Origin of the sequence: Microbacterium ureisolvens (assembly GCF_015278315.1) — a bacterium.
In the GTDB taxonomy this organism is placed as follows: Bacteria; Actinomycetota; Actinomycetes; order Actinomycetales; family Microbacteriaceae; genus Microbacterium; species Microbacterium ureisolvens.
Window position 1 is genome coordinate 1 of record NZ_JADIJE010000012.1, and the last position, 19,007, is coordinate 19,007.

Here is a 19,007-nt window from a genome sequence, read left to right on the forward strand (position 1 = left end):
CGCTGCGGGAGACAGGAGCGAAGTGTCGATCACAGGGGCGGTTCGTTCGGCGGCGGCGCCGAGCGGACGGCCTCGCCCGACGGCGCGGGGCAGCTCGACGGCGAGGGGCAGCTCGACGGCGAGCAGGCTGCGGACGGCGTGCCACCGGCATCCGTCCGTCCTTCCGGCGAGCCGGACGCGACCGAGTCCGGCGTGCTCACCGCGGACCGCTGAGGCCCGCCGATGGACTGGCTCGACGCGGCAAGGCGGCTGCGCGACGCGCGCGTTCCCGCCGTGATCGTGACGCTCGCGATGGTGCGCGGGCACGCGCCGCGAAACGGTGGCGCGAAGATGGTCGTCGCCCCCGACGAGGTGTTCGAGACGATCGGCGGAGGCAACCTGGAGGCCACCGCCGTCGCCCGTGCCCGCGCGATGCTGGCGTCGGGGACCGCCGAGCCGGAGCTCCTCACGTTGACGCTGAGCGACAAGGAGATCACCGAGTACGGGGTGCAGTGCTGCGGAGGAGAGGTCACGCTCATGCTGGAGCCGGTGCGCGTGGTGCCGTCGGTCGCGGTGTTCGGGATGGGGCACGTGGGTCTCGAGCTCGCGCGGATCCTCGCCCGACAGCACCTCGACCTCCGTCTGGTCGACTCCCGCGAGTCCATGCTCGAGCCCGCGCGGCTCGGCGGCGACGGGGTGCCCGGACCGCTGTCCGATGCGGTGGCGCACATCCACGTGCACCACGCGCCGGTGCCCGAGGCGGTGCTGCGCGAGGTTCCGCCGGGCACGCACGTGCTCGTCATGACGCACGACCACGCCGAAGACCTCGCGGTCGTCGACCAGGCGCTGCGCACCGAGGGCATCGCCTCGATCGGCCTGATCGGCTCTCGATCGAAGTGGGCCCGCTTCCGCGCACGGCTGACGGATGCCGGACACGGCGACGACGCCCTCGCCCGCGTCACCACGCCCATCGGCCTGCCCGAGGTCGCCGGCAAGCAGCCCGCGACCATCGCCGTGAGCGTCGCCGCGCGGCTGCTGCAGCTGATCGAGGAGGCGGCGCCGGCCGCGCCTCGACCGACCGGCGCCTGAGCCGTGGCCGACGCGTCTCGTCTCGCTCGTTCCTCGCTCGCTCAACGAGCGGCATCGCCGGACGCACGCCGCCACCGGTCGTTGAGCGGAGGGCGCTCCAGCGCCCGCAGACGAAACGGGCCAAGCGCGCGCGATCAGCCGAGGGTCAGTAGTTGATGCGGCTGGCGGTGCGGGCCCACTCCGCGAACGGCGCGATGCGGGCGTCGCCCGGGAGCGCGATCGTCTCGACCGGCATGATGTCGCGGTGCCCGGGGATGCCGTCGAAGTAGCGGTAGAAGCGGGCGTCGTCGAAGCCTGCGGCGGCCGCGTCCTCGCGGTCGGCGGCGTAGTACACGCGCGCCACCCGGGCCCAGAGCGCGGCGCCGAGGCACATCGGGCACGGCTCGCAGCTCGAGTACAGGGCGGCGCCGGTGAGGTCGAAGGTGCCGAGCCCCTGGCACGCGCGGCGGATGGCCGTGACCTCGGCGTGCGCCGACGGGTCGAGATCGGCGGTGACGCGGTTGACGCCCTCGAACACCTGCCCATCGGCGGAGACCACGACCGCGCCGAACGGCCCGCCTGCGTTGCGGACGTTCTCGGTGGCGATCTCGACGGCCCGGGCGAGGTGGCGGGCGGGCGTCCCATCGGTGGAGGACATCAGGCCTCCACCCTACGAGCGCGCCGCGGCGCGCGCACCACCCCCGGCGTCGAGGTCGCCCGTCCGTCGAGTGCGCTCGGATCACGTGCTCTCGTTGAGTGCACACGTTCTGGACCGCGCACAGCATGTGCGCTCGGCGAGAGCACGGGCTCTGGGAAGTCAGGGTGGTGCCCCTCCGACCCCGCCGGGGCGCGGCATCCGTCACCGCTCGACCAGCACCCCGTCCTCGTCGGCCCACACGTGCCGCCCGGGCGCGAAGACGACACCGGCGATGGTCACCGGCACGTCGACCTCGCCGACGCCGCGCTTGGCGCTCTTGCGCGGGTTGGATCCGAGCGCCTTGACGCCGAGGTCGAGCCCGCCGATCGCCGCGCGGTCTCGGACGGCCCCGTGCACGATGAGGCCGGCCCATCCATTCGCGACCGCAGACGCGGCGATGAGGTCTCCCACGAGCGCCGACTCGAGCGAGCCGCCGCCGTCGATCACGAGCACGGCGCCGTCGCCCGGTGTCGCCAGCAGCTCCTTCACGAGCGCGTTGTCGCGGTGGCAGCGCACGGTGCGGACCGGTCCGTCGAACGCGGCGCGCCCGCCGACGTCGTGGAACTGGAGGGCGAGCGAGTCCAGCTCGTCGCCGCGGTCGTCGTACAGATCGGCCGTCGAGGTCATGACGTCACCGTACGCCGGGCGACGGCGGCGCGACCGTCCGATGCCGGGAGAAGAACATCCCGATTTCCCCGCGCGCGAATTCCTGCGCGAGATGTCGGCGATTTCCCGCACGTGAAGCTCTTCGCTCCTCAGGCCTCCCGTCGACATCGCGGTTTCTCGCCGAACGACCGCGCCATCGGCGCCGAGAAGGCGGTCACTCGCCGAGAGACCGCGATCTCGACAGCGTGGTGTGGCGGGGCGGCGGGGGCGACGGGGGCGACGGGGCGGACCCCCGTCGCGGAGCTCTTCGCCTCGGCGCTAGGAGCCGCCGCGGTCCCGGCCGCGGGTCGGTTCGGACGCCTCAATCGGGGGCCGGGCCCCCCGAGGGATTGTGGTCGGGGTGGAGCGTGCTGAAGAACGAGTAGGTGTCGCCGTCGGCGTCGGGGCCGCGCTCCTTGAACTCGTTGACGAGCTCGTAGAGCCGCTGCTGGAACTCGGCCTTGTGCTCGGCGGTGAGCTTGAGTCCCAGCCACGTCGCGTCGAGATCTTCGGGGTCGACGCCCTCGATCTGCTGCAGGAACGTCTCGATGAGCACGGGCGAACCCCCGGGCATGGAGGTGCGCCACGAGAGGCCTGTCGCCCGGTATGGGACCTCGCGTGCCCCCTGGGCTCCGGTGCGCTCGGCCTCGGCCGCGAGGTAGCCCGTCTGCACCAGCGTGCGCACGTGGTGCAGCATCGTGCCCGGATTGAGCCCGAGCAGCTCGGCGAGCTCCTTGTTCGTGCGCGACTCGAAGGCGCACAGTCGAAGCACCCGCAGTCGCAGCGGCGAGCTGAGCGCGCGCATGCGCGCCTCCCCCTCGGGATCGCCGTGGCGAAGCTCGATCCGTTCTTCCTGGTCGTCGCCCACGGCCTCAGCGTACAAGAGTGATTGACAGTTCTCAATCGGTGGCGCACACTGATTGACATGTCCCAATCAGACGAGCTGTCGCCGGCCGATGCCGTCCGCGACGAGCTCGCCCCCGAGACCCTCGCCGAAGCCCGGGCGGAAGCCGTGACCCTCACGTCCCGCGCCGGCGCCGACGAGGCCGTGGAGGCGGATCAGGATGCCGCGGCACGCGCCGGCACCGGCCACGGCACCGCCACGTCGACCGCGGCGGCCACGCCCGGACGGCCTGCTCCCGCGGCGACGGGCTCGCTGTGGCGCGACCGCAACTTCCTCACCCTGTGGAGCGGCCAGGCGCTGAGCCAGTTCGGCGCGCAGATCACCGAGCTGGCGATCCCCGTGCTCGCGGTGCTCGCCCTCGACGCGACGGAGTGGGAAGTCGGCGTGCTCGGCGCGGCGCAGGTCGCGGCTTTCCTCATCGTGGGCCTGCCGGCCGGCGCGTGGATCGACCGCATGCGCAAGCGGCACGTCATGATCGTCGCCGACGCCGTGAGAGCGGCGGCACTGGGTATGCTCCCCGTGCTCGCGCTCCTCGGCGTGCTGCAGATCTGGCACATGATCGCGGTGGCCCTGATCATGGGGGTCGCCACCGTCTTCTTCGACGTGTCGAACCAGAGCATCGTCCCGTCGCTGGTGCGTACGAAGCAGATCGCCGAGGCCAACGGCAAGCTGCAGTCGACCGAGCAGCTCGCCGGCCTCGCCGGCCCCGCGGTCGGCGGGTGGCTCGTCGGGGTCCTCGCCGCGCCTTTCGCGATCCTGATCACCGTCGGCACGTACCTGGCGTCGTTCGTGGCCCTGCTGTTCACCCGCGATCACGAGAAGCTGCGCGATCCCGAGGACCACCAGCCGCTGCTCCACGAGATCGGCGAGGGCCTGCGCTGGGTGTTCGGCAACCCGCTGCTGCGCCGCATCGTGCTGACGACGGGGACGGCGAACTTCTTCGGCACGCTGTCGATGACGCTGCTGCCGATCTTCGCGCTGCGCGAGCTCGGGCTCACCCCGGCGATGCTCGGTATCGTGTTCTCGCTGTCGGCCGTCGGCGGCCTGCTCGGCGCCATCGCGACGCCCCGGATCGTGGCGCGCATCGGCGAGGCGCGGGCGATCCCGATCAGCGCCATCGCGTTCTCGGTCACGCCGTTCTTCCTGCCGGCCATCTCGCTGGTCCCGGCGCTGGCATTCCCGCTGCTGGTCGTGCAGTTCTTCCTCTCGAGCTTCACCGTGCTGCTGTACAACATCACGCAGGTGACGTTCCGCCAGCGCATCACACCGCCGCGGCTGCTCGGCCGTATGAACGCGTCGGTGCGCTTCGTCGTCTGGGGTGTCATGCCCATCGCCGCGCTCCTGGCCGGCGCCCTCGGAACCTGGATCGGCACCGTTCCCACGCTGTGGATCGCCGCGAGCTTCGAGCTGTTCGCGTGTCTGTTCGTCGTGATCGGCCCGTTCTGGGGCATGCGGGAGCTCCCCGACGCCCACGCCGAGCACGACGTGGCGGCTGCCGTCGACGCGCAGCCCGCCGAGTCGGATCGCTGACATCGGGTCACGGATGCCTCGGCCCGCCGTGCAGGGTCGGGTCGAGGCATCCGCTCTTCTGCCGTGCCGTGCGTTCGGCATCCGCTCTCTCGCCGGCGCACGACGAGAGTGCGGCGGGGATACCCCACGCCTCTGAATCCGGCAAGCCCGTGCCCACAGGCGGTTGCGGCGTGCTTAGGTTGCTCCATGACGGCCCGCATCGTCTCGATCGGCACAGCTGTTCCCTCCACCCGGATCGCACAGGGGGTGGCACGCGACATCTTCGCGGCGCAGGAGGGCGTCGACCGGCTCGCGCAGCGCCTCATCCGCGCCGTCTTCGACGCCTCGGCGATCGAGCACCGGCATACCGTGCTGCGGGAGTTCGCGCCCGCCGCCGTCGCCGATCCGGCCGATCCGGCCGCGTTCTCGGACGCCGACGGGCGTCTGCTCTCTCCCACCACCGGTGCCCGCAACGAGCGGTACATCGCGGCGGCGCCGGAGCTCACGGCCGCCGCCGCGCGCCGCGCACTGCTGGACGGCGGCGTGGATCCGGCCGCGGTCACCCACATCGTCACGGTGTCGTGCACCGGCCTGTTCGCGCCCGGACCGGACTATCGCCTCGTACGCGATCTGGGCCTCAGCCCCACGGTCGAGCGCGTCAATGTCGGCTTCATGGGCTGCGCCGCGGCACTCCCGGCGCTGCGGGTGGCTACGGCTCTCGCGGCCACACGGCCGGACGCCGTCGTGCTCGTCGTGTGCACCGAACTCTGCACGCTGCACCTGCGGCCCTCGAGCGATCCGCAGCAGATCGTGGCCTCGTCGGTGTTCGCCGACGGCGCGGCCGCGGCGATCGTCACCGCCGACCCCGCCGCCGGGCGGCCCGGGGGTCTGGAACTGGACCGCTTCGGCACCGCCCTGACCGATGAGGGCGAGACCGACATGGTGTGGACCATCGGCGACAACGGCTTCGAGATGATCCTCTCGGCCGAGGTGCCGCGCATCATCGGCCGCGAGATCCGCGGCGCGGTGGGCCGGTTCCTGGGAGACGACGACCCGCCCGAAGTGTGGGCGGTGCACCCCGGCGGCCGCAGCGTGCTCGACCGCGTCGAGGGCGGCCTCGACCTCCCGCCCGACGCGCTCACCGCCTCGCGCGCGGTGCTGCGCGACTTCGGCAACATGTCGAGCGCGACGATCCTGTTCATCCTCGAGACGCTGCTGCGCGACGAGGCTATCGCCGACGGCGCCCGCGTCGCGGGTCTCGCCTTCGGCCCTGGCCTCACCGTCGAGTCGGCGCTCATGACGCGCCGGCGCCCGGCGGCGCAGACCGACGACGACCTCGCGTTAGCCCTGGCGGCCATCGCGTGAGCACGACGGGGCGCCTCGCCGCGCGCGCGAGAGCGGCTGGGGTAGCGGTGAGGGTCCGGGTCGGCGGTGTGAGGGTCCGGGAGGCGACGTGAGCCTCGCCGTCCGCGACGACCGCCTCGCCGAGCTCATGGACGATCCGGCGTGCGATCCCGATCGCCTGGCGGCCACGCTGCGCCGCTTCGGCACGGTCAACCGCGTCGTCTCAGGTTGGGGTGTCGTGTACCGCACGCAGCTGCGCCCGTACCTGGCCGCCCTCGGCCGTCCCGCCGAGGTGCTCGACATCGGCTCGGGCGGCGGCGACCTGGTCGCGCGGCTGGCCGCGGCGGCCCGCCGTGACGGCCTGGCGGTGACGTGGACCGGCATCGACCCCGACCCCCGCGCGCACGAGGTCGCGCAGTCCCGTCCGGCGATCGCCGGCGCGACGTTCCGGAGCACGGATGCCGCGACCCTCGTCGGCGAGGGGCGCACGTACGACGCGGTGCTGTCGAACCACGTGCTTCACCATCTGGGCGAGGACCTCGGCTCATTCGCCGACGAATCGCGGGCCCTCTCGCGCGGCATCGTCCTGCACAGCGACATCGCCCGCTCGCGCCTGGCCTACGGGCTCTACGCCGTCGGCATCACGCCGTTCGCCGCCGGCACGTTCCTGCGCACCGACGGGCTCCGCTCCATCCGTCGCAGCTACACCCGCGCAGAGCTGGCAGCGGCTCTCGATGCGACCAGCCCGGGAACCTGGGCGGTGCGGATGCCGGTCCCCTTCCGGATCGTCGCGGCGGCGCGCGGCCATGCGTGAGGTCACGATCGTCGGCGCCGGCCCGGTCGGCCTGCTGCTCGCCGGCGAACTCGCGCGACGCGGCATCGACGCCGAGCTGCTGGAGCGGCGACCCGCCGCGGGCGGCGGCACCCGCGCCATCGGCATCCACTCCCCCGTCCTGTCCGCGCTCGAGAACTCCGGCGTCACCGATCGACTCCTCGCCGAGGCCGTGCGGGTGCGCAGCGGTGAGGCCCGCTCGCGGGGGCGCCTGCTGGGCACCCTGCACTTCGACGTGCTCGCTCGGCGCTTCCCGTTCGTCGCGACCCTGCCGCAGGCGACGACGGAGTCGGTGCTCGGCACCGACGCCCCGGAGCCGCTGCGCGGCGCGCACGTGCTCGCGGTGATCCCCCGGCCGAGCGGGGTCGTCGTGCGCGCCGGTCACCTCGGACGCCCGATCGAGTTCGAGAGCCGCATCGTGGTCGTGGCCGGCGGCGCGGCCGGGCGAAGCCTCGTCTACCGCGACGGGGGCGTGAAGGCGCGCGCGTACCCCGACCGATATCTGATGACGGATGCCGCCACCCCCGCCCGCGCCGACGACGAGGTCGCGGTGATCCATCTCGACCCCGACGGGGTGCTCGAGTCCTTCCCGCTCCCCGGGGGGCGGCGCCGCTTCGTCGCCTGGGACCCGGACGGCGCCGACGACGCCGAGGACGCTCGCGCAGAGCGTCTGCGGGAGGCGCTCGCGCGGCGCGGCGAAGAGGACGCGGCGGCGACGATCGCGGCGGCGACCTCGTTCGGCGTTCGGCGCGTGGTCGCTCCGCGCCTGCGCAACGGGCGGGTCTTCGCGATCGGCGACACCGCCCACGAGGTGAGCCCGATCGGCGGTCAGGGGATGAACCTCGGTCTGCTCGACGCCGTGACACTCGCACCGCTCCTCGCCGACTGGGTGCGGACCGGGACGGTGCCCGAGCGGGAGCTGCGCGGCTGGGAGGAGCGGCGGATCCGGTCGGCGCGTCGCGCCGCCGCGCTGGCGTCGGTCAACACGTCGCTGGGACGGCCGCTCGGGCGTTCCGACGCGGTGCGGCGGGCGGCCGTGCGCGCGATGCTCTCGACGGCCGCCGTCACAGTGTTCGCCCGGGCGTACGCGATGGGCTTCGACGCCGACGCCTGAGGCCGGCCGCTTCGCCGGGTCGCGGCATCCGTCCGTCCGGTGCATGTGCGGGTTCGGGGCGTGACGTGCCCCGAACCCGGCCGTCGCTACTCGGTGACGCGCACGCGGCTCGGGGCCGTCTCGTTCCAGACCCGGTCGAGCGCCGTGACGGCGTAGGTGTAGAGCGCGCCGGGCTCGGCCGTGGCGTCGACGAAGCGCTGCACGACGCCGGGCGCCGCACGGCGCGTGGCGACGAGGTTCTGGGCGTTCTCGACGTCGATCGCATCGACCCGCCCGTCGGCACGGTAGACCGCGAACGACGTCGCGCGGGCGCTCGGGGGCGCGGCATCCGTCCACTGCACGGTGACGCCGCCCGCGCCGTGCACCGCGTTCGCGAGCACCGGAGTGCGCAGCGGGCTCGCCGGCAGCCACGGCATCGCCGGTACGATCGCCGGGCGCGAGTAGTGGTCGGCGCGGACGAGCGACATCGACCCCTGCGGGTCGGCGGGCACGTGCTTGGCCGAGAAGTACACGTTGCCGTGCACCGGCGCGCGCGTCGCGTCGATCTCGCGGTCGAAGGTCAGGTGCTTGGAGAGCTCCGCCGGGTCGGTGAACACGCCTGAGGTCACCTTGTACAGCGCCTCGCCGATGTAGAAGTGCGTGCCCGAGGTCGCGGCGACGTCGGCCCACCACGGCACGAGCTTCGCGTAGTCGGCGACCGCCAGACCGAACTGCCAGTAGATCTGCGGGTTGATGTAGTCGAGCCAGCCCTCGAGCACCCACTTGCGGGTGTCGGCGAACTGCAGGTCGTACGACTGCGAGCCGCCCGTCTCGGAGCCGAGCGGATCGGTCGTGCGGTTGCGCCAGATGCCGAACGGGCTGATGCCGAACTTCACCCAGGGCTTGAGCGCCTTGATGCGCTGGGAGATGGAGTGCACGAAGGTGTCGACGTTGTGCCGCCGCCAGTCGGCGACGTTCGCGAATCCCGCTCCGTGCGCGGCGAAGGTGACGGCATCCGGAATCGTCTGCCCCGCCACCGGATACGGGTAGAAGTAGTCGTCGAAGTGCACGCCGTCGAGGTCGTAGTGCTCGACGGAGTGCAGGATCGCCTGCTGAATGTGCTCCTGCACCTCGGGCAGCCCCGGGTCGAAGTAGAGCTTGCCGCCGTACGCCCAGATCCACTCCGGGTGCACCCGTGCGGGGTGCTCGGGCACGAGAGCCGACGGATCCGCGCCCATCGAGACCCGGTACGGGTTGTACCAGGCGTGCAGCTCGAGGTTGCGGCGGTGCGCCTCTTCGACGATGAACGTCAGCGGGTCGTATCCGGGGTCCTGCCCCTGCACTCCCGTGAGGTACTGCGACCACGGCTCGAGCGGGCTGGGCCAGAACGCGTCGGCGGTCGGGCGCACCTGCACGAAGACGGCGTTCAGGCGGAACTGCTCGGCGACATCGAGCCAGTGCAGGTACTCGGCCTGCTGTTCGGCGGCGCTGAGCCCGGTCCGCGACGGCCAGTCGATGTTCACGACCGACGAGATCCACATGGCCCGCAGCTCACGCTTGCGCGGCGCCAGGGCGGCCGCTGACTCCCCCGCCGTCGAGGCGAACGCCGGCGTCGCGCCGAGCGTGCCGATGGTGACCGTGAAGGCGGATGCCGCGACCCCCGCCACCGCGAGGGTGAGGAAGTCGCGGCGGCCGACGCCGGCGGTGTGCGGGGTTGTCTGCGGCGCGAAGCCGGGCACGCGTTCGAGGGGCATCGTCGATCCTCCAGGTCGTCGTTTCGGAAGATACTTCCAGACTCGACGCCTTAAGTGAAGAGTTAGTTCCGAACGGCCCGCGCCGACCACCGTCGTCGCCGCGATCTGCCGTCAGGCGATGATCGCACCGCCCGACGCCACGAGCTGCGCGGCCAGGAGCAGCGCAGCCAGCATCACGAGCCGGAAGAGCAACCGGGTCGGCGGGCGGGCGATTGCGAGCCAGGCGGTGGCGACGGCGACAGCCACGACCGCGACGAAGAAGATCCACGACACCGCCGTCACGGCCGCGAGGTCGCCCCCCGCCGCGCCGAGCAGCACCGCGACCGCACCACCGAGCACCCCGGCCGCCGCGAGGATCGCCGAGACGCGCGGGCCGAGCCGATGCGGGAGACCCCGCACGCCGGTGCGGGCGTCGTCGTCGAGGTCGGGCAGCACGTTGGTGAGGTGCACCGCGGCCCCCAGCACGGCACCGGCGATCCATCCCCAGCCGGCGGCGAAGGCCGGCTCGGGTGCCGACAGCGTCGCGAGGGAGGGGAAGAGGCCGAAGCTGACCAGGAACGGCACGATCGACCACGGTGTGCTCTTGAGGCCCGCGTTGTACGACCACGCCGAGCCCAGCACCAGCGCGTGGGCCGCCAGCATCCGCCATCCGAGCGGGGCCGACAGCACGAGCGCCACCGCGAGGAGGCCGAGCGCCGCGGTCCACGCGACGCGCACCGAGACATCCCCCCGCGCGATCGGCTTGTCGGCGCGGCCGACCGCCCGGTCGCGTTCGGCATCCAGGGCGTCGTTGGAGATGCCGACCGACAACTGCCCGGCGAACACCGACGCCGTGAGCAGCGCCAAGCGCCACGGCTCGAGGCCCGTGGCCACGCCCAGTGCGAAGGCCAGGGCGGTCACGACGAGCGTCGGCCCGGGATGCGAGGACCCCCACAGGGCTCTGACGGTGTGCACGCTCGATGCTCTCACGGTCGTTCAGCGCGCGGTCGGGGGTTGACCCCGGCGACGGTTCATCGGCGCGGAGTCAGGCCTGCGGCGCACGTCATGCCTGCGGCGCGGCATCCGTCTCCGAAGCCGAACGCCCGCGCACGAGCCCCGCGATCGCCAGCACGAAGGTCGTGAGGTACGCGAGGCCGATGAGCGCGGCCGCCACCGTGAAGACCACCGCGGAGGCGTCGTACGACAGGCCGAACCACGTCATCAGCGCGGAGTCGAGCGGGCCGCTGTCGCCGGCGTCGGGAGCGCTCAGCGAGGCGAGCACGAATCCGCCCCACAGCACGAAGGTGGCGATGTCGTACGCCTGCCGGGTGGCGCGGGCGCGACGGACCTCGGTGTCGAAGAGGGTGGCCAGCGGCGGCAGGAGCAGCAGCACGACCACCAGGAGTCCGTACACGATGCCGATGAACGACAGCCAGCCGAGCTCCGCTCCCACGAAGCCCCGCCCGAGGAAGAAGAAGAAGGGCAGCAGCACCGCCGCGATCCACTGGGCGACGAAGACGAAACGGCCGGAGCGTGCGATGCGCATGCCCCGACCGTATCGCCGGCGTCGTTCCCGAGGGAACGTGATCAGTCGTCGAGCAGCTCGGCTTCGATCACGTCGTCGTCCTCCGCGACCGGCTCGGCGGCCGCCGGGCCGTCGCTGGTCAGCACGAGCTGCGAGCCGTCGGCGGCCACGTCCACGCGGACCACGTCGCCGTCGCGCACACCGCCCGACAGGAGCGCCATCGCGAGGCGGTCCTGGATCTCGGACTGGATGAGCCGGCGCAGCGGCCGCGCACCGAACACGGGGTCGTAGCCGCGCTCGGCCAGCCACGCGCGCGCGTCTGGCGTGACCGCCAGCGTGAGGCGGCGGTGCTTGAGGCGGCGCTGCAGCGCGTCGACCGCCAGCTCGACGATCTGCGCGAGGTCGTCCTCGCTGAGCGCGGCGAACATCACGATGTCGTCGAGCCGGTTGAGGAACTCGGGCTTGAACGCCTGCCGCACGATGGCCATGACCGCCTCGCGCTTCTGCTCGGCCGACAGGGTCGGATCGATGAGGATGGGCGAGCCGAGGTTCGACGTGAGGATCAGGATGACGTTCGTGAAGTCAACCGTGCGGCCCTGGCCGTCGGTGAGACGGCCGTCGTCCATGACCTGCAGCAGGACGTCGAACACCTCGGGGTGCGCCTTCTCGACCTCGTCCAGCAGCACGACGCTGTAGGGGCGCCGGCGCACAGCCTCGGTGAGCTGGCCGCCCTGCTCGTAGCCGATATAGCCGGGAGGGGCGCCGACCAGGCGCGAGACCGAGTGCTTCTCGCCGTACTCCGACATGTCGATGCGCACCATGGCGTGCTCGTCGTCGAAGAGGAACTCGGCGAGCGCCTTGGCGAGTTCGGTCTTGCCGACGCCGGTGGGGCCGAGGAACAGGAACGAACCGGTCGGGCGACCGGGGTCGCTGATGCCCGCTCGGGAGCGGCGCACGGCGTCGGACACCGCCTTGACGGCGTCCTTCTGTCCGATGAGGCGCTTGCCCAGCTCCGACTCGAGGTGCAGCAGCTTCTCGGTCTCGCCCTGCAGCAGCCGGCCGACGGGGATGCCGGTCCAGGCCGCGATGACGGCCGCGATGTCTTCGTCGGTCACCTGCTCGTTGACCATGCGGTCGCCCGCGGGCTCTTCGCGCTCGGCCTCGACCAGCTGGCGCTCCAGCGCGGGGATCTCGGCGTACAGCAGGCGCGACGCCTTCTCGAGGTTGCCCTCGCGCTGCGCGCGCTCGGCCTCCATGCGGGCAGCGTCCAGCTTGGTCTTGAGGTCGCCGACGCGGTTGAGCGACGAGCGCTCGCGCTCCCAGCGCGCCTGCAGCTCGTCCAGCCGCGCCTGCTCGCTGCCGAGGGTCTCGCGCAGGGTCGCGAGGCGCTCCTTCGAGGCCTCGTCCTTCTCCTTCTTGAGCGCGAGCTCCTCGAGCTTCAGCCGGTCGACGTGGCGACGCAGCTCGTCGATCTCGAGCGGCGCCGAGTCGATCTCCATGCGCAGGCGCGACGCCGCCTCGTCGATCAAGTCGATGGCCTTGTCGGGCAGCTGCCGGCTCGGGATGTAGCGATGGGAGAGGGATGCCGCGGCCACGAGCGCGGCATCCGCGATGGCCACCTTGTGGTGGGCCTCGTAGCGCTCCTTGAGCCCGCGCAGGATCGCGACCGTGTCTTCGACCGAGGGCTCGCCCACGTAGACCTGCTGGAAGCGGCGCTCGAGTGCGGCATCCTTCTCGATGAACTCGCGATATTCGTTGAGCGTCGTGGCGCCGATCAGGCGCAGCTCGCCGCGCGCGAGCATAGGCTTCAGCATGTTGGAGGCCGCGACCGACCCCTCGCCGCCACCCGCACCCATGAGCACGTGGAGCTCGTCGATGAACGTGATGATGCGGCCGTCGGACTCGGTGATCTCCTTGAGGACGCTCTTGAGGCGCTCCTCGAACTGGCCGCGGTACATGGCGCCGGCGACGAGTGCGGAGATGTCGAGGGTGACGAGCTCCTTGTTCTTGAGCGACTCGGCGACGTCGCCCGCGACGATGCGCTGGGCGAGGCCTTCGACCACGGCGGTCTTGCCGACGCCGGGCTCGCCGATGAGGACGGGGTTGTTCTTCGTGCGGCGGGTCAGCACCTGGCTGACGCGCCGGATCTCGCTGTCTCGGCCGATGACGGGGTCGAGCTTGCCCTGGCGGGCGCGGTCGGTGAGGTTGATCCCGAACTGCTCGAGGGCGCTCTGCGCGTCCTCCTGCCCGGGCTGCTGCGTGGCGTTCATATGTCTCCTGAAATCTGCGGAACCCAACTTTCTCGCAAAGTTGAGTCGTTCTGGCTCAAGTTTACCAGCCGACGCGCCTCCGTATCAACGGGCGTCAGCTGTCGATCTCCTCCCGGGCGTCGGCGTACGCGCGCCGCAGCCCCTCGCCCACCCACTCCGTGCCGCGATAGACGTTGTCCACGCCGATGTCGGCGGTGAGGCCTCCGGCCTCCAGCTGCGAGATGACGCGATCCGCGGTCGCGACCACCTTGAGGGTGGACCCCGCATCGCGCAGTTCGTGCGCGAACCGGCGCAGCACCTCGACGTGCGACAGGCCGATCTCGTCGGTGCCGCGCAGGCGCACGATTACGACCGAGCCGCTGGACTCACGGCTGACGTCGGGCAGCTGGCGCTCGAAGACCGGGGCGCTCGCGAAGAAGAGGCTGCCGTAGGGCTGCAGCACCAGGACCTCCCCCGGCGGCACGACTGCCGGAGGATCCGTCTCGCGCATCCGGCCGTCGTCGGCGAGAAGCACGGCGCGCACACGGACGCGATTCGACTGTTCGGCGACGTAGAGGATGATGCCGAGCCCCACACCGACCAGCACCGCGAACTGCAGGGGGATGATCAGGGTGAGCCCGAAGGTGACTGCCATGATCGTCGTCGGCAGCAGGCCCGACTTCACGACGGAGTACACGCGGCTGGGCTTGATCGCGCGCCAGCCCACCACGATGAGCAGGCCCGCGAGCGCCGGCATCGCGACGAACGCGACGAGGTCGGCTGCCACGAAGACGACGACCGCCATAACCGCACCGGCGATGAACAGCGAGAGTCGGGACTTCGCGCGTGCCTGCACGATGAGGGACGAGCCCGACATCGAGCCGCCCACCGGCATGCCCTGGAACAGCCCCGACACGACGTTGCCGAGCCCTTGGCCGATGAAGTCGCGGTTGGCATCCGCCCGCCGGCCGTCGGCGGTGGGGATGCCCGCCGACACCGCCGCGCCCTGGACGAGGCCGATGAAGGCCAGCGACAGCGCCGGGATGAGCAGCGTCGGCGCATCGGCGATGCTCGGCAGCATCGGCGCCGGAAGCCCTCGCGGCACGTCGACGATGTCGCGCAGCAGCACGACGGAGTTCGGCACCCACAGATTCAGCAGCACCGCGCACACCGAGCCCACGACCACGGCGATCACCAGGCCCATGCTTCCCACGCGGGTGGGCAGCAGCACCACGATGATGAGCACGGCGATGGCGCCGACCACCAGCGACGGGATGTTCCACTGCCCGACGTGGACCAGCACGTCGATCGTCTTGAGCAGGCGGTTCTCACCCTGGGCCTGGTAGCCCGTGAAGTTCGACAACTGGCCGAGGATGATGTTGACGCCGATCGCGGTGACGAACCCCGTCATCACGGGTGTCGGCACGAAGCTGATCAGCCGCCCGCCGCGCAGCAGGCCGGCGACGACCATGATGATGCCCGTGAGGATCGCGAGCGTGAAGAGCCCGCGGTCGGGGTCGGGGAGCCTGTCGAGTCCGGCATCCGACACCACGAGCGCCATCGCGCTCGTCGCCTGCACCGCCATGAAAGCGCTGCTGGTCAGCACCGCGGCGCCGACCATGCCGAACAGGTAGCCGTACAGCCCCGCGAGCGGATTCACCCCGGCCAGCAGCCCGGCGGCGAGTCCGTCGGGCACCGCCTCGACGCCGAGGATGAGCCCGGCGACGGCGTCCTTGCGCAGCGTCTTGCGCGAAAACCAGGACTTCGGATCGAACCCCACGGCTCACACGCTAACGAAGCCGGGTGCCGCTGCGCACGACTGGGCCCACGCTCGAGTGCTCGGGCGTGACACTGCGACACGCGGCATCACTTCCTCTATTCAGGATTCTCCCAGGTTCGCTAGTGTGTGCCGCAGATGCCGAACGGCATCCCCCGAAGGCGCGGATCAGCCTGCTGACCGCGCCGGTTTCTCGCCGAACTGAAGGGTTCACTCATGACCAACACCGACGTCAACACCTCCGGCTGGGCAGGATGGGGCGTCTTCGCCGCCGTCGTGCTGATCGTCGGCGGCACCATCGACGCGTTCCATGGACTCCAGGCGCTCATCGGGCCTGACACCGCCTACTTCCTGGGCCAGGAGGCGCTGTTCTCGATCGACATCCAGAGCTGGGGCTGGTGGCACCTCATCATCGGGGCTGCGCTGATCCTCGTCGGCATCTTCCTGCTCATGGGCGCGAAGTGGGCGCGCATCACGGCGATCGTGCTCGTCGCGATCAACGCGATCGGCCAGCTCTCGCTGATCTCGGTGCAGCCGTGGCTCTCGCTGGCGCTCCTCGCGATCGATGTGGTCGTGATCTACGCGCTCACCGTCCACGGCCGCGAGATCGACGCCAAGCGCGCCTGATCCCGCGTGAGGGTCGCGCGCGTCGCGACCCTCACGCCACGGATTCGAGAACGGATGCCTCGGCCCTCGCTTCGGCGGCGGTCGAGGCATCCGTCGTCTCATCGATGTCGCAGGCGAAGCGCGCGCGGTACGCGGTAGGCGTGATGCCGAGTACGCGCGCGAAGTTCTGCCGCAGCACGGCCGCCGAGCCGAACCCGCTCTCGTAGGCGATGCGGTCTAGTCCCAGGTCGGTCTTCTCGAGCAGCCGCTGGGCGTGGATGATCCGCTGTCGCGCGAGCCACGCCGCAGGCGTCGCCCCGAAGTCGGCCTTGAACCGCCGCGCGAACGTGCGCGGCGACATGTGCGCCTTGGCCGCGAGCTGGTCGACCGTCAGCTCCAGGCGCAGGTTGTCGAGCATCCAGTCCGTCACCGGCGCCAGCGAGAGCGATGTCGTGGCCGGCAGCGGGTTCGCGATGAACTGGGCCTGACCGCCGTCGCGCTGCGGCGGCACGACCATGCGACGCGCGATGATGTTCGTCAGCTCGGCGCCGAGCTCCTGACGCAGCAGATGCAGGCACGCGTCCAGGCCCGCGGCGGTGCCCGCGCTCGTGATGATGCGCCCGTCCTGCACGTAGAGCACGTCGGGGTCGACGTCGATCGACGGGTACATCTCCTTCATCTTCTGCGCGTACATCCAGTGCGTGGTCGCGCGGCGGCCGTCGAGCACGCCCGACGCGGCGACGACGAACGAGCCGCTGCACACGCTCAGCACCCAGGCGCCGCGCGCGACGGCGTCGCGGATGACGTCGAGCACGCGCTCGTCGATGCGGCCCCAGTACTGGTGCGGAACCGGCGACACGACCACGAGGTCGGCCTCGTACGCGAAGGAGAGGTCGGCGTCGACGTTGATGGAGAAGCCCATCTTCGACTCGACGACGCCGGGGTCGGGCGTGACGACGCGGAAGTCGAAGTTCGGGATGCCGTCGCTCGAGCGGTCGAGCCCGAAGGCCTCGCACGCGACGCCGAACTCGAACGGGGCGAAGCCGTCCGTGACGATGCAGGCGACTGTTCTCATCATCTCTCCTCCGCGATTCTCCGCCGCTGTGGCCCTTCGGACCCGCCGGCCGGTCGAGGGTGGCAGTTTTCCTTCGATGCGTGGCTATTCTGCCACTCGTGGCAGTACTGACGCAAGCGTAGCGTTTCTGCCATGTTCATGGTGATTCTTCTCGCAGCCCTTTCCGCGGTGGCGCTCTTCTCGACGATCGCCGCCCTCCACTCCGACGGCTACCGCCGGATGCCCACCGACCGCAGCCGCCTCCTCTGACCCGGCGAGGCGTTTCGTCTCGCTTCGCTCGCTCAACGACCGAATATTCCGGTCGTTGAGCGAAGGAGCGAAGCGACTGAGACGAAACGCCTCCGCCACCCGCGACCGCGGCCCGCGGCTTCCGTCCTCAACTGAGGATGGCGGCCGAGCCGAGGAGGAGGACCAACCATCCGCCCCTCAACTCGGCTCCTGTCCTCAACTGAGGATGGGGGCTGTCCTCAACTGAGGATGGGGCCTCGGGGACCGCCACGCAGCGAGACCCTCTCAACGTGGCCGGACCGACCACCACGAGCCACCCGCTCAGGCGGTGACTCGCTCGTACACCTCGACCATCGCGGCGGTGCGCGAGGACTGGCGGAACCGCTCGCGGATGGTCGGGTCGGGCACGCGCGGCGTACCGGCGGAGATGTCGGATGCCGCATCCCGCAGCGCTGCGGCGAGCGCCGCGATCGCCGGGTCGGGTGTGACGCCGTCGCCGACCGCCCAGTACCCCGAGCCCAGCTCGGCGCCGAGGTCGGGGTCGCTCACGATCGAGGGGGTTCCGAGTGAGGCCGCCTCGAAGATCGTCATGCCCTGCGTCTCGAAGCCGATCGACGTCTGCACCACGGCGTCGGCCGCCGCGATCCTCCGCAGAGTCTGGGTGTACGGCATCCGTCCCGCGAAGTGCACCTTCGCCTGCGGCCGGAGCTTGTCGACGAGGCGACGCGCGGCACGCAGCTGCCCGCCACCGCCGATGACCTCGGCGTCCGCCTCGACACCCGACGCGGCGAGCGCCTCGAGGAACGGCAGCAGGCGCTTCTCGGGACTCATGCGCCCGAGCCAGACGAACCGCGGCCGCCGCTCCTGGTCCGCAGACCTGGCCGGCGACGACGACACGCCGCCGACGGATGCCACCCCCCGGCGTGTCGCGTCATCCGCCAGGTTTTTCGCATCAGTGGCGGGGGCGTCCGCGGGTGCACCGTTCGCGTCGGCCGAGTCGGAGGCGGAGGCGGAGGCGGAGGCGGAGGGGGAGGCGGAGGCGGAGGCGGAGGCAGCAGCGGAGGCGAGCACCTCGGCGAGCACGTCATCGTCGATGCCGTTCCAGATGACGTCGACCCCCGGCTCGCGATCAGCCGGCGCGGCCCCCGGGCGCACTCCGTGCTCCTCGAGCCGGCGGGCGAAGTGGGTGGAGGGCGCGGTCACGGCCGCGGCGCGCGCGGCGAACCGGCGCTGGTACGCCCAGCCGTCGTGGCCGCGCTCCTGCGGGGCCTCCGGCGAGCGCCCGAGTGCGCGGCGCTGCCACGCGCCGAGCACCCGCAGCACGAGCTTCGGGAACGGCGTGGTCGCCTCGATCCCGACGTCGAGGCGGTTGTGCATGGTGTGGACGACCGGGATGCCGTGGCGACGGGCGAACCGGTACCCGATGAAGGCGCCCCAGAAGTCGGCCTGGATGTGCACGACGTCGACACGGCCGCGCGCCGCCATCGCGGCATCCAGCCATCGATCGGTCCGGCGTCCCGGCCAGGTCATGGAGTACTCGCGATCGGCCGTGACCGGGATGGAGGGGAGGTCGACGTACGACGCGTCGGGCGCGAGGGCCCGTGCGCGACGGCCGCGCATGGCCGGCGCGACGATCGTGACCGTGTGCCCGGCCTTCTCGAGGAAGCGGCGCTGCAGCCGCATCGAGACCTGCGCCCCGCCGAGGGACTCGGCGTGCTGGTCGCCGAACATCACGACGTGCAC

17 protein-coding genes are annotated in these 19,007 nt (G+C 71.6%); 7 read left to right on the top strand and 10 right to left on the bottom strand.

Annotation, left to right across the window (positions count from 1 at the left end; all coding sequences use genetic code 11):
* Together IM767_RS16525 and xdhC are read left to right on the top strand one after the other, a co-directional pair.
* Positions 1-213: hypothetical protein (locus IM767_RS16525; RefSeq protein WP_194398915.1), on the top strand; the 213-nt coding region annotated here is incomplete at its 5' end.
* Between the two features lie 9 nt (positions 214-222).
* Complete coding sequence (gene xdhC, locus IM767_RS16530) at positions 223-1,068, top strand: xanthine dehydrogenase accessory protein XdhC (protein WP_109208551.1); 846 nt, start codon at positions 223-225, stop codon at positions 1,066-1,068.
* Positions 1,069-1,213: 145 nt separating this feature from the next.
* On the opposite strand, the gene IM767_RS16535 is transcribed toward xdhC, so the two are convergent.
* The 3 genes from IM767_RS16535 to IM767_RS16545 form a co-directional block, all read right to left on the bottom strand.
* Positions 1,214-1,705 carry a nucleoside deaminase gene (locus IM767_RS16535; protein ID WP_109208552.1) on the bottom strand — a complete coding sequence of 164 codons (492 nt, stop codon included), beginning with the start codon at positions 1,703-1,705 and terminating at the stop codon, positions 1,214-1,216.
* A gap of 201 nt (positions 1,706-1,906) precedes the next feature.
* Entirely contained in the window at positions 1,907-2,371 is a 465-nt protein-coding gene (gene rraA, locus IM767_RS16540) for a ribonuclease E activity regulator RraA (protein ID WP_109208553.1), read from the bottom strand.
* A gap of 340 nt (positions 2,372-2,711) precedes the next feature.
* Complete coding sequence (locus IM767_RS16545) at positions 2,712-3,257, bottom strand: winged helix-turn-helix domain-containing protein (RefSeq protein ID WP_109208554.1); 546 nt, start codon at positions 3,255-3,257, stop codon at positions 2,712-2,714.
* A 57-nt stretch (positions 3,258-3,314) separates the two neighbouring features.
* Between IM767_RS16545 and IM767_RS16550 the strand changes: the two genes are divergently transcribed.
* The 4 genes from IM767_RS16550 (at position 3,315) to IM767_RS16565 (ending at position 8,092) form a co-directional block, all read left to right on the top strand.
* Complete coding sequence (locus IM767_RS16550) at positions 3,315-4,823, top strand: MFS transporter (protein WP_109208555.1); 1,509 nt, start codon at positions 3,315-3,317, stop codon at positions 4,821-4,823.
* A 186-nt stretch (positions 4,824-5,009) separates the two neighbouring features.
* The gene (locus IM767_RS16555; RefSeq protein WP_109208556.1) at positions 5,010-6,167 is read left to right on the top strand and encodes a type III polyketide synthase; all 1,158 of its coding nucleotides are present in this window, start codon (positions 5,010-5,012) and stop codon (positions 6,165-6,167) included.
* A gap of 88 nt (positions 6,168-6,255) precedes the next feature.
* Positions 6,256-6,960, top strand: a complete 705-nt coding sequence (locus tag IM767_RS16560; protein WP_109208557.1) for a methyltransferase domain-containing protein — start codon at positions 6,256-6,258, stop codon at positions 6,958-6,960.
* Entirely contained in the window at positions 6,953-8,092 is a 1,140-nt protein-coding gene (locus IM767_RS16565; protein ID WP_109208558.1) for an FAD-dependent oxidoreductase, read from the top strand. The genes IM767_RS16560 and IM767_RS16565 overlap by 8 nt, the downstream gene beginning before the upstream one ends.
* Before the next feature lie 86 nt (positions 8,093-8,178).
* Here IM767_RS16565 and IM767_RS16570 read toward each other — a convergent pair whose 3' ends face one another.
* The 5 genes from IM767_RS16570 to IM767_RS16590 form a co-directional block, all read right to left on the bottom strand.
* The gene (locus tag IM767_RS16570) at positions 8,179-9,825 is read right to left on the bottom strand and encodes a glycoside hydrolase family 10-like protein (protein WP_109208559.1); all 1,647 of its coding nucleotides are present in this window, start codon (positions 9,823-9,825) and stop codon (positions 8,179-8,181) included.
* A gap of 111 nt (positions 9,826-9,936) precedes the next feature.
* Positions 9,937-10,779, bottom strand: a complete 843-nt coding sequence (locus IM767_RS16575) for a UbiA family prenyltransferase (RefSeq protein WP_109208560.1) — start codon at positions 10,777-10,779, stop codon at positions 9,937-9,939.
* Between the two features lie 88 nt (positions 10,780-10,867).
* Positions 10,868-11,350: a hypothetical protein gene (locus tag IM767_RS16580; protein WP_109208561.1), complete on the bottom strand. Its 483-nt coding sequence runs from the start codon at positions 11,348-11,350 to the stop codon at positions 10,868-10,870.
* A gap of 41 nt (positions 11,351-11,391) precedes the next feature.
* Positions 11,392-13,599: an ATP-dependent Clp protease ATP-binding subunit gene (locus IM767_RS16585; protein WP_109208562.1), complete on the bottom strand. Its 2,208-nt coding sequence runs from the start codon at positions 13,597-13,599 to the stop codon at positions 11,392-11,394.
* Between the two features lie 94 nt (positions 13,600-13,693).
* A complete protein-coding gene (locus IM767_RS16590; protein ID WP_109208563.1) occupies positions 13,694-15,358 on the bottom strand; it encodes a SulP family inorganic anion transporter in 1,665 nt (554 codons plus the stop codon).
* Between the two features lie 213 nt (positions 15,359-15,571).
* Here IM767_RS16590 and IM767_RS16595 point away from each other — a divergent pair, with 213 nt between their 5' ends.
* Entirely contained in the window at positions 15,572-15,982 is a 411-nt protein-coding gene (locus IM767_RS16595) for a DUF7144 family membrane protein (protein ID WP_109208564.1), read from the top strand.
* Between the two features lie 31 nt (positions 15,983-16,013).
* On the opposite strand, the gene IM767_RS16600 is transcribed toward IM767_RS16595, so the two are convergent.
* Positions 16,014-17,039: a GlxA family transcriptional regulator gene (locus IM767_RS16600; RefSeq protein ID WP_109208565.1), complete on the bottom strand. Its 1,026-nt coding sequence runs from the start codon at positions 17,037-17,039 to the stop codon at positions 16,014-16,016.
* 546 nt (positions 17,040-17,585) lie between these two features.
* Positions 17,586-19,007 (bottom strand): glycosyltransferase, encoded by a 1,422-nt coding sequence (locus IM767_RS16605; RefSeq protein ID WP_109208566.1) that lies wholly within the window; start codon positions 19,005-19,007, stop codon positions 17,586-17,588.

Bases quoted from the DNA above. Each gene is read 5' to 3' on its own strand.
- IM767_RS16535 (WP_109208552.1), bottom strand. From the start codon at position 1,705: ATGTCCTCCACCGATGGGACGCCCGCCCGCCACCTCGCCCGGGCCGTC.
- IM767_RS16555 (WP_109208556.1), top strand. From the start codon at position 5,010: ATGACGGCCCGCATCGTCTCGATCGGCACAGCTGTTCCCTCCACCCGG.
- xdhC (WP_109208551.1), top strand. From the start codon at position 223: ATGGACTGGCTCGACGCGGCAAGGCGGCTGCGCGACGCGCGCGTTCCC.
- IM767_RS16570 (WP_109208559.1), bottom strand. From the start codon at position 9,825: ATGCCCCTCGAACGCGTGCCCGGCTTCGCGCCGCAGACAACCCCGCAC.
- IM767_RS16565 (WP_109208558.1), top strand. From the start codon at position 6,953: ATGCGTGAGGTCACGATCGTCGGCGCCGGCCCGGTCGGCCTGCTGCTC.
- IM767_RS16585 (WP_109208562.1), bottom strand. From the start codon at position 13,599: ATGAACGCCACGCAGCAGCCCGGGCAGGAGGACGCGCAGAGCGCCCTC.
- rraA (WP_109208553.1), bottom strand. From the start codon at position 2,371: ATGACCTCGACGGCCGATCTGTACGACGACCGCGGCGACGAGCTGGAC.
- IM767_RS16580 (WP_109208561.1), bottom strand. From the start codon at position 11,350: ATGCGCATCGCACGCTCCGGCCGTTTCGTCTTCGTCGCCCAGTGGATC.
- IM767_RS16600 (WP_109208565.1), bottom strand. From the start codon at position 17,039: ATGATGAGAACAGTCGCCTGCATCGTCACGGACGGCTTCGCCCCGTTC.
- IM767_RS16550 (WP_109208555.1), top strand. From the start codon at position 3,315: ATGTCCCAATCAGACGAGCTGTCGCCGGCCGATGCCGTCCGCGACGAG.
- IM767_RS16595 (WP_109208564.1), top strand. From the start codon at position 15,572: ATGACCAACACCGACGTCAACACCTCCGGCTGGGCAGGATGGGGCGTC.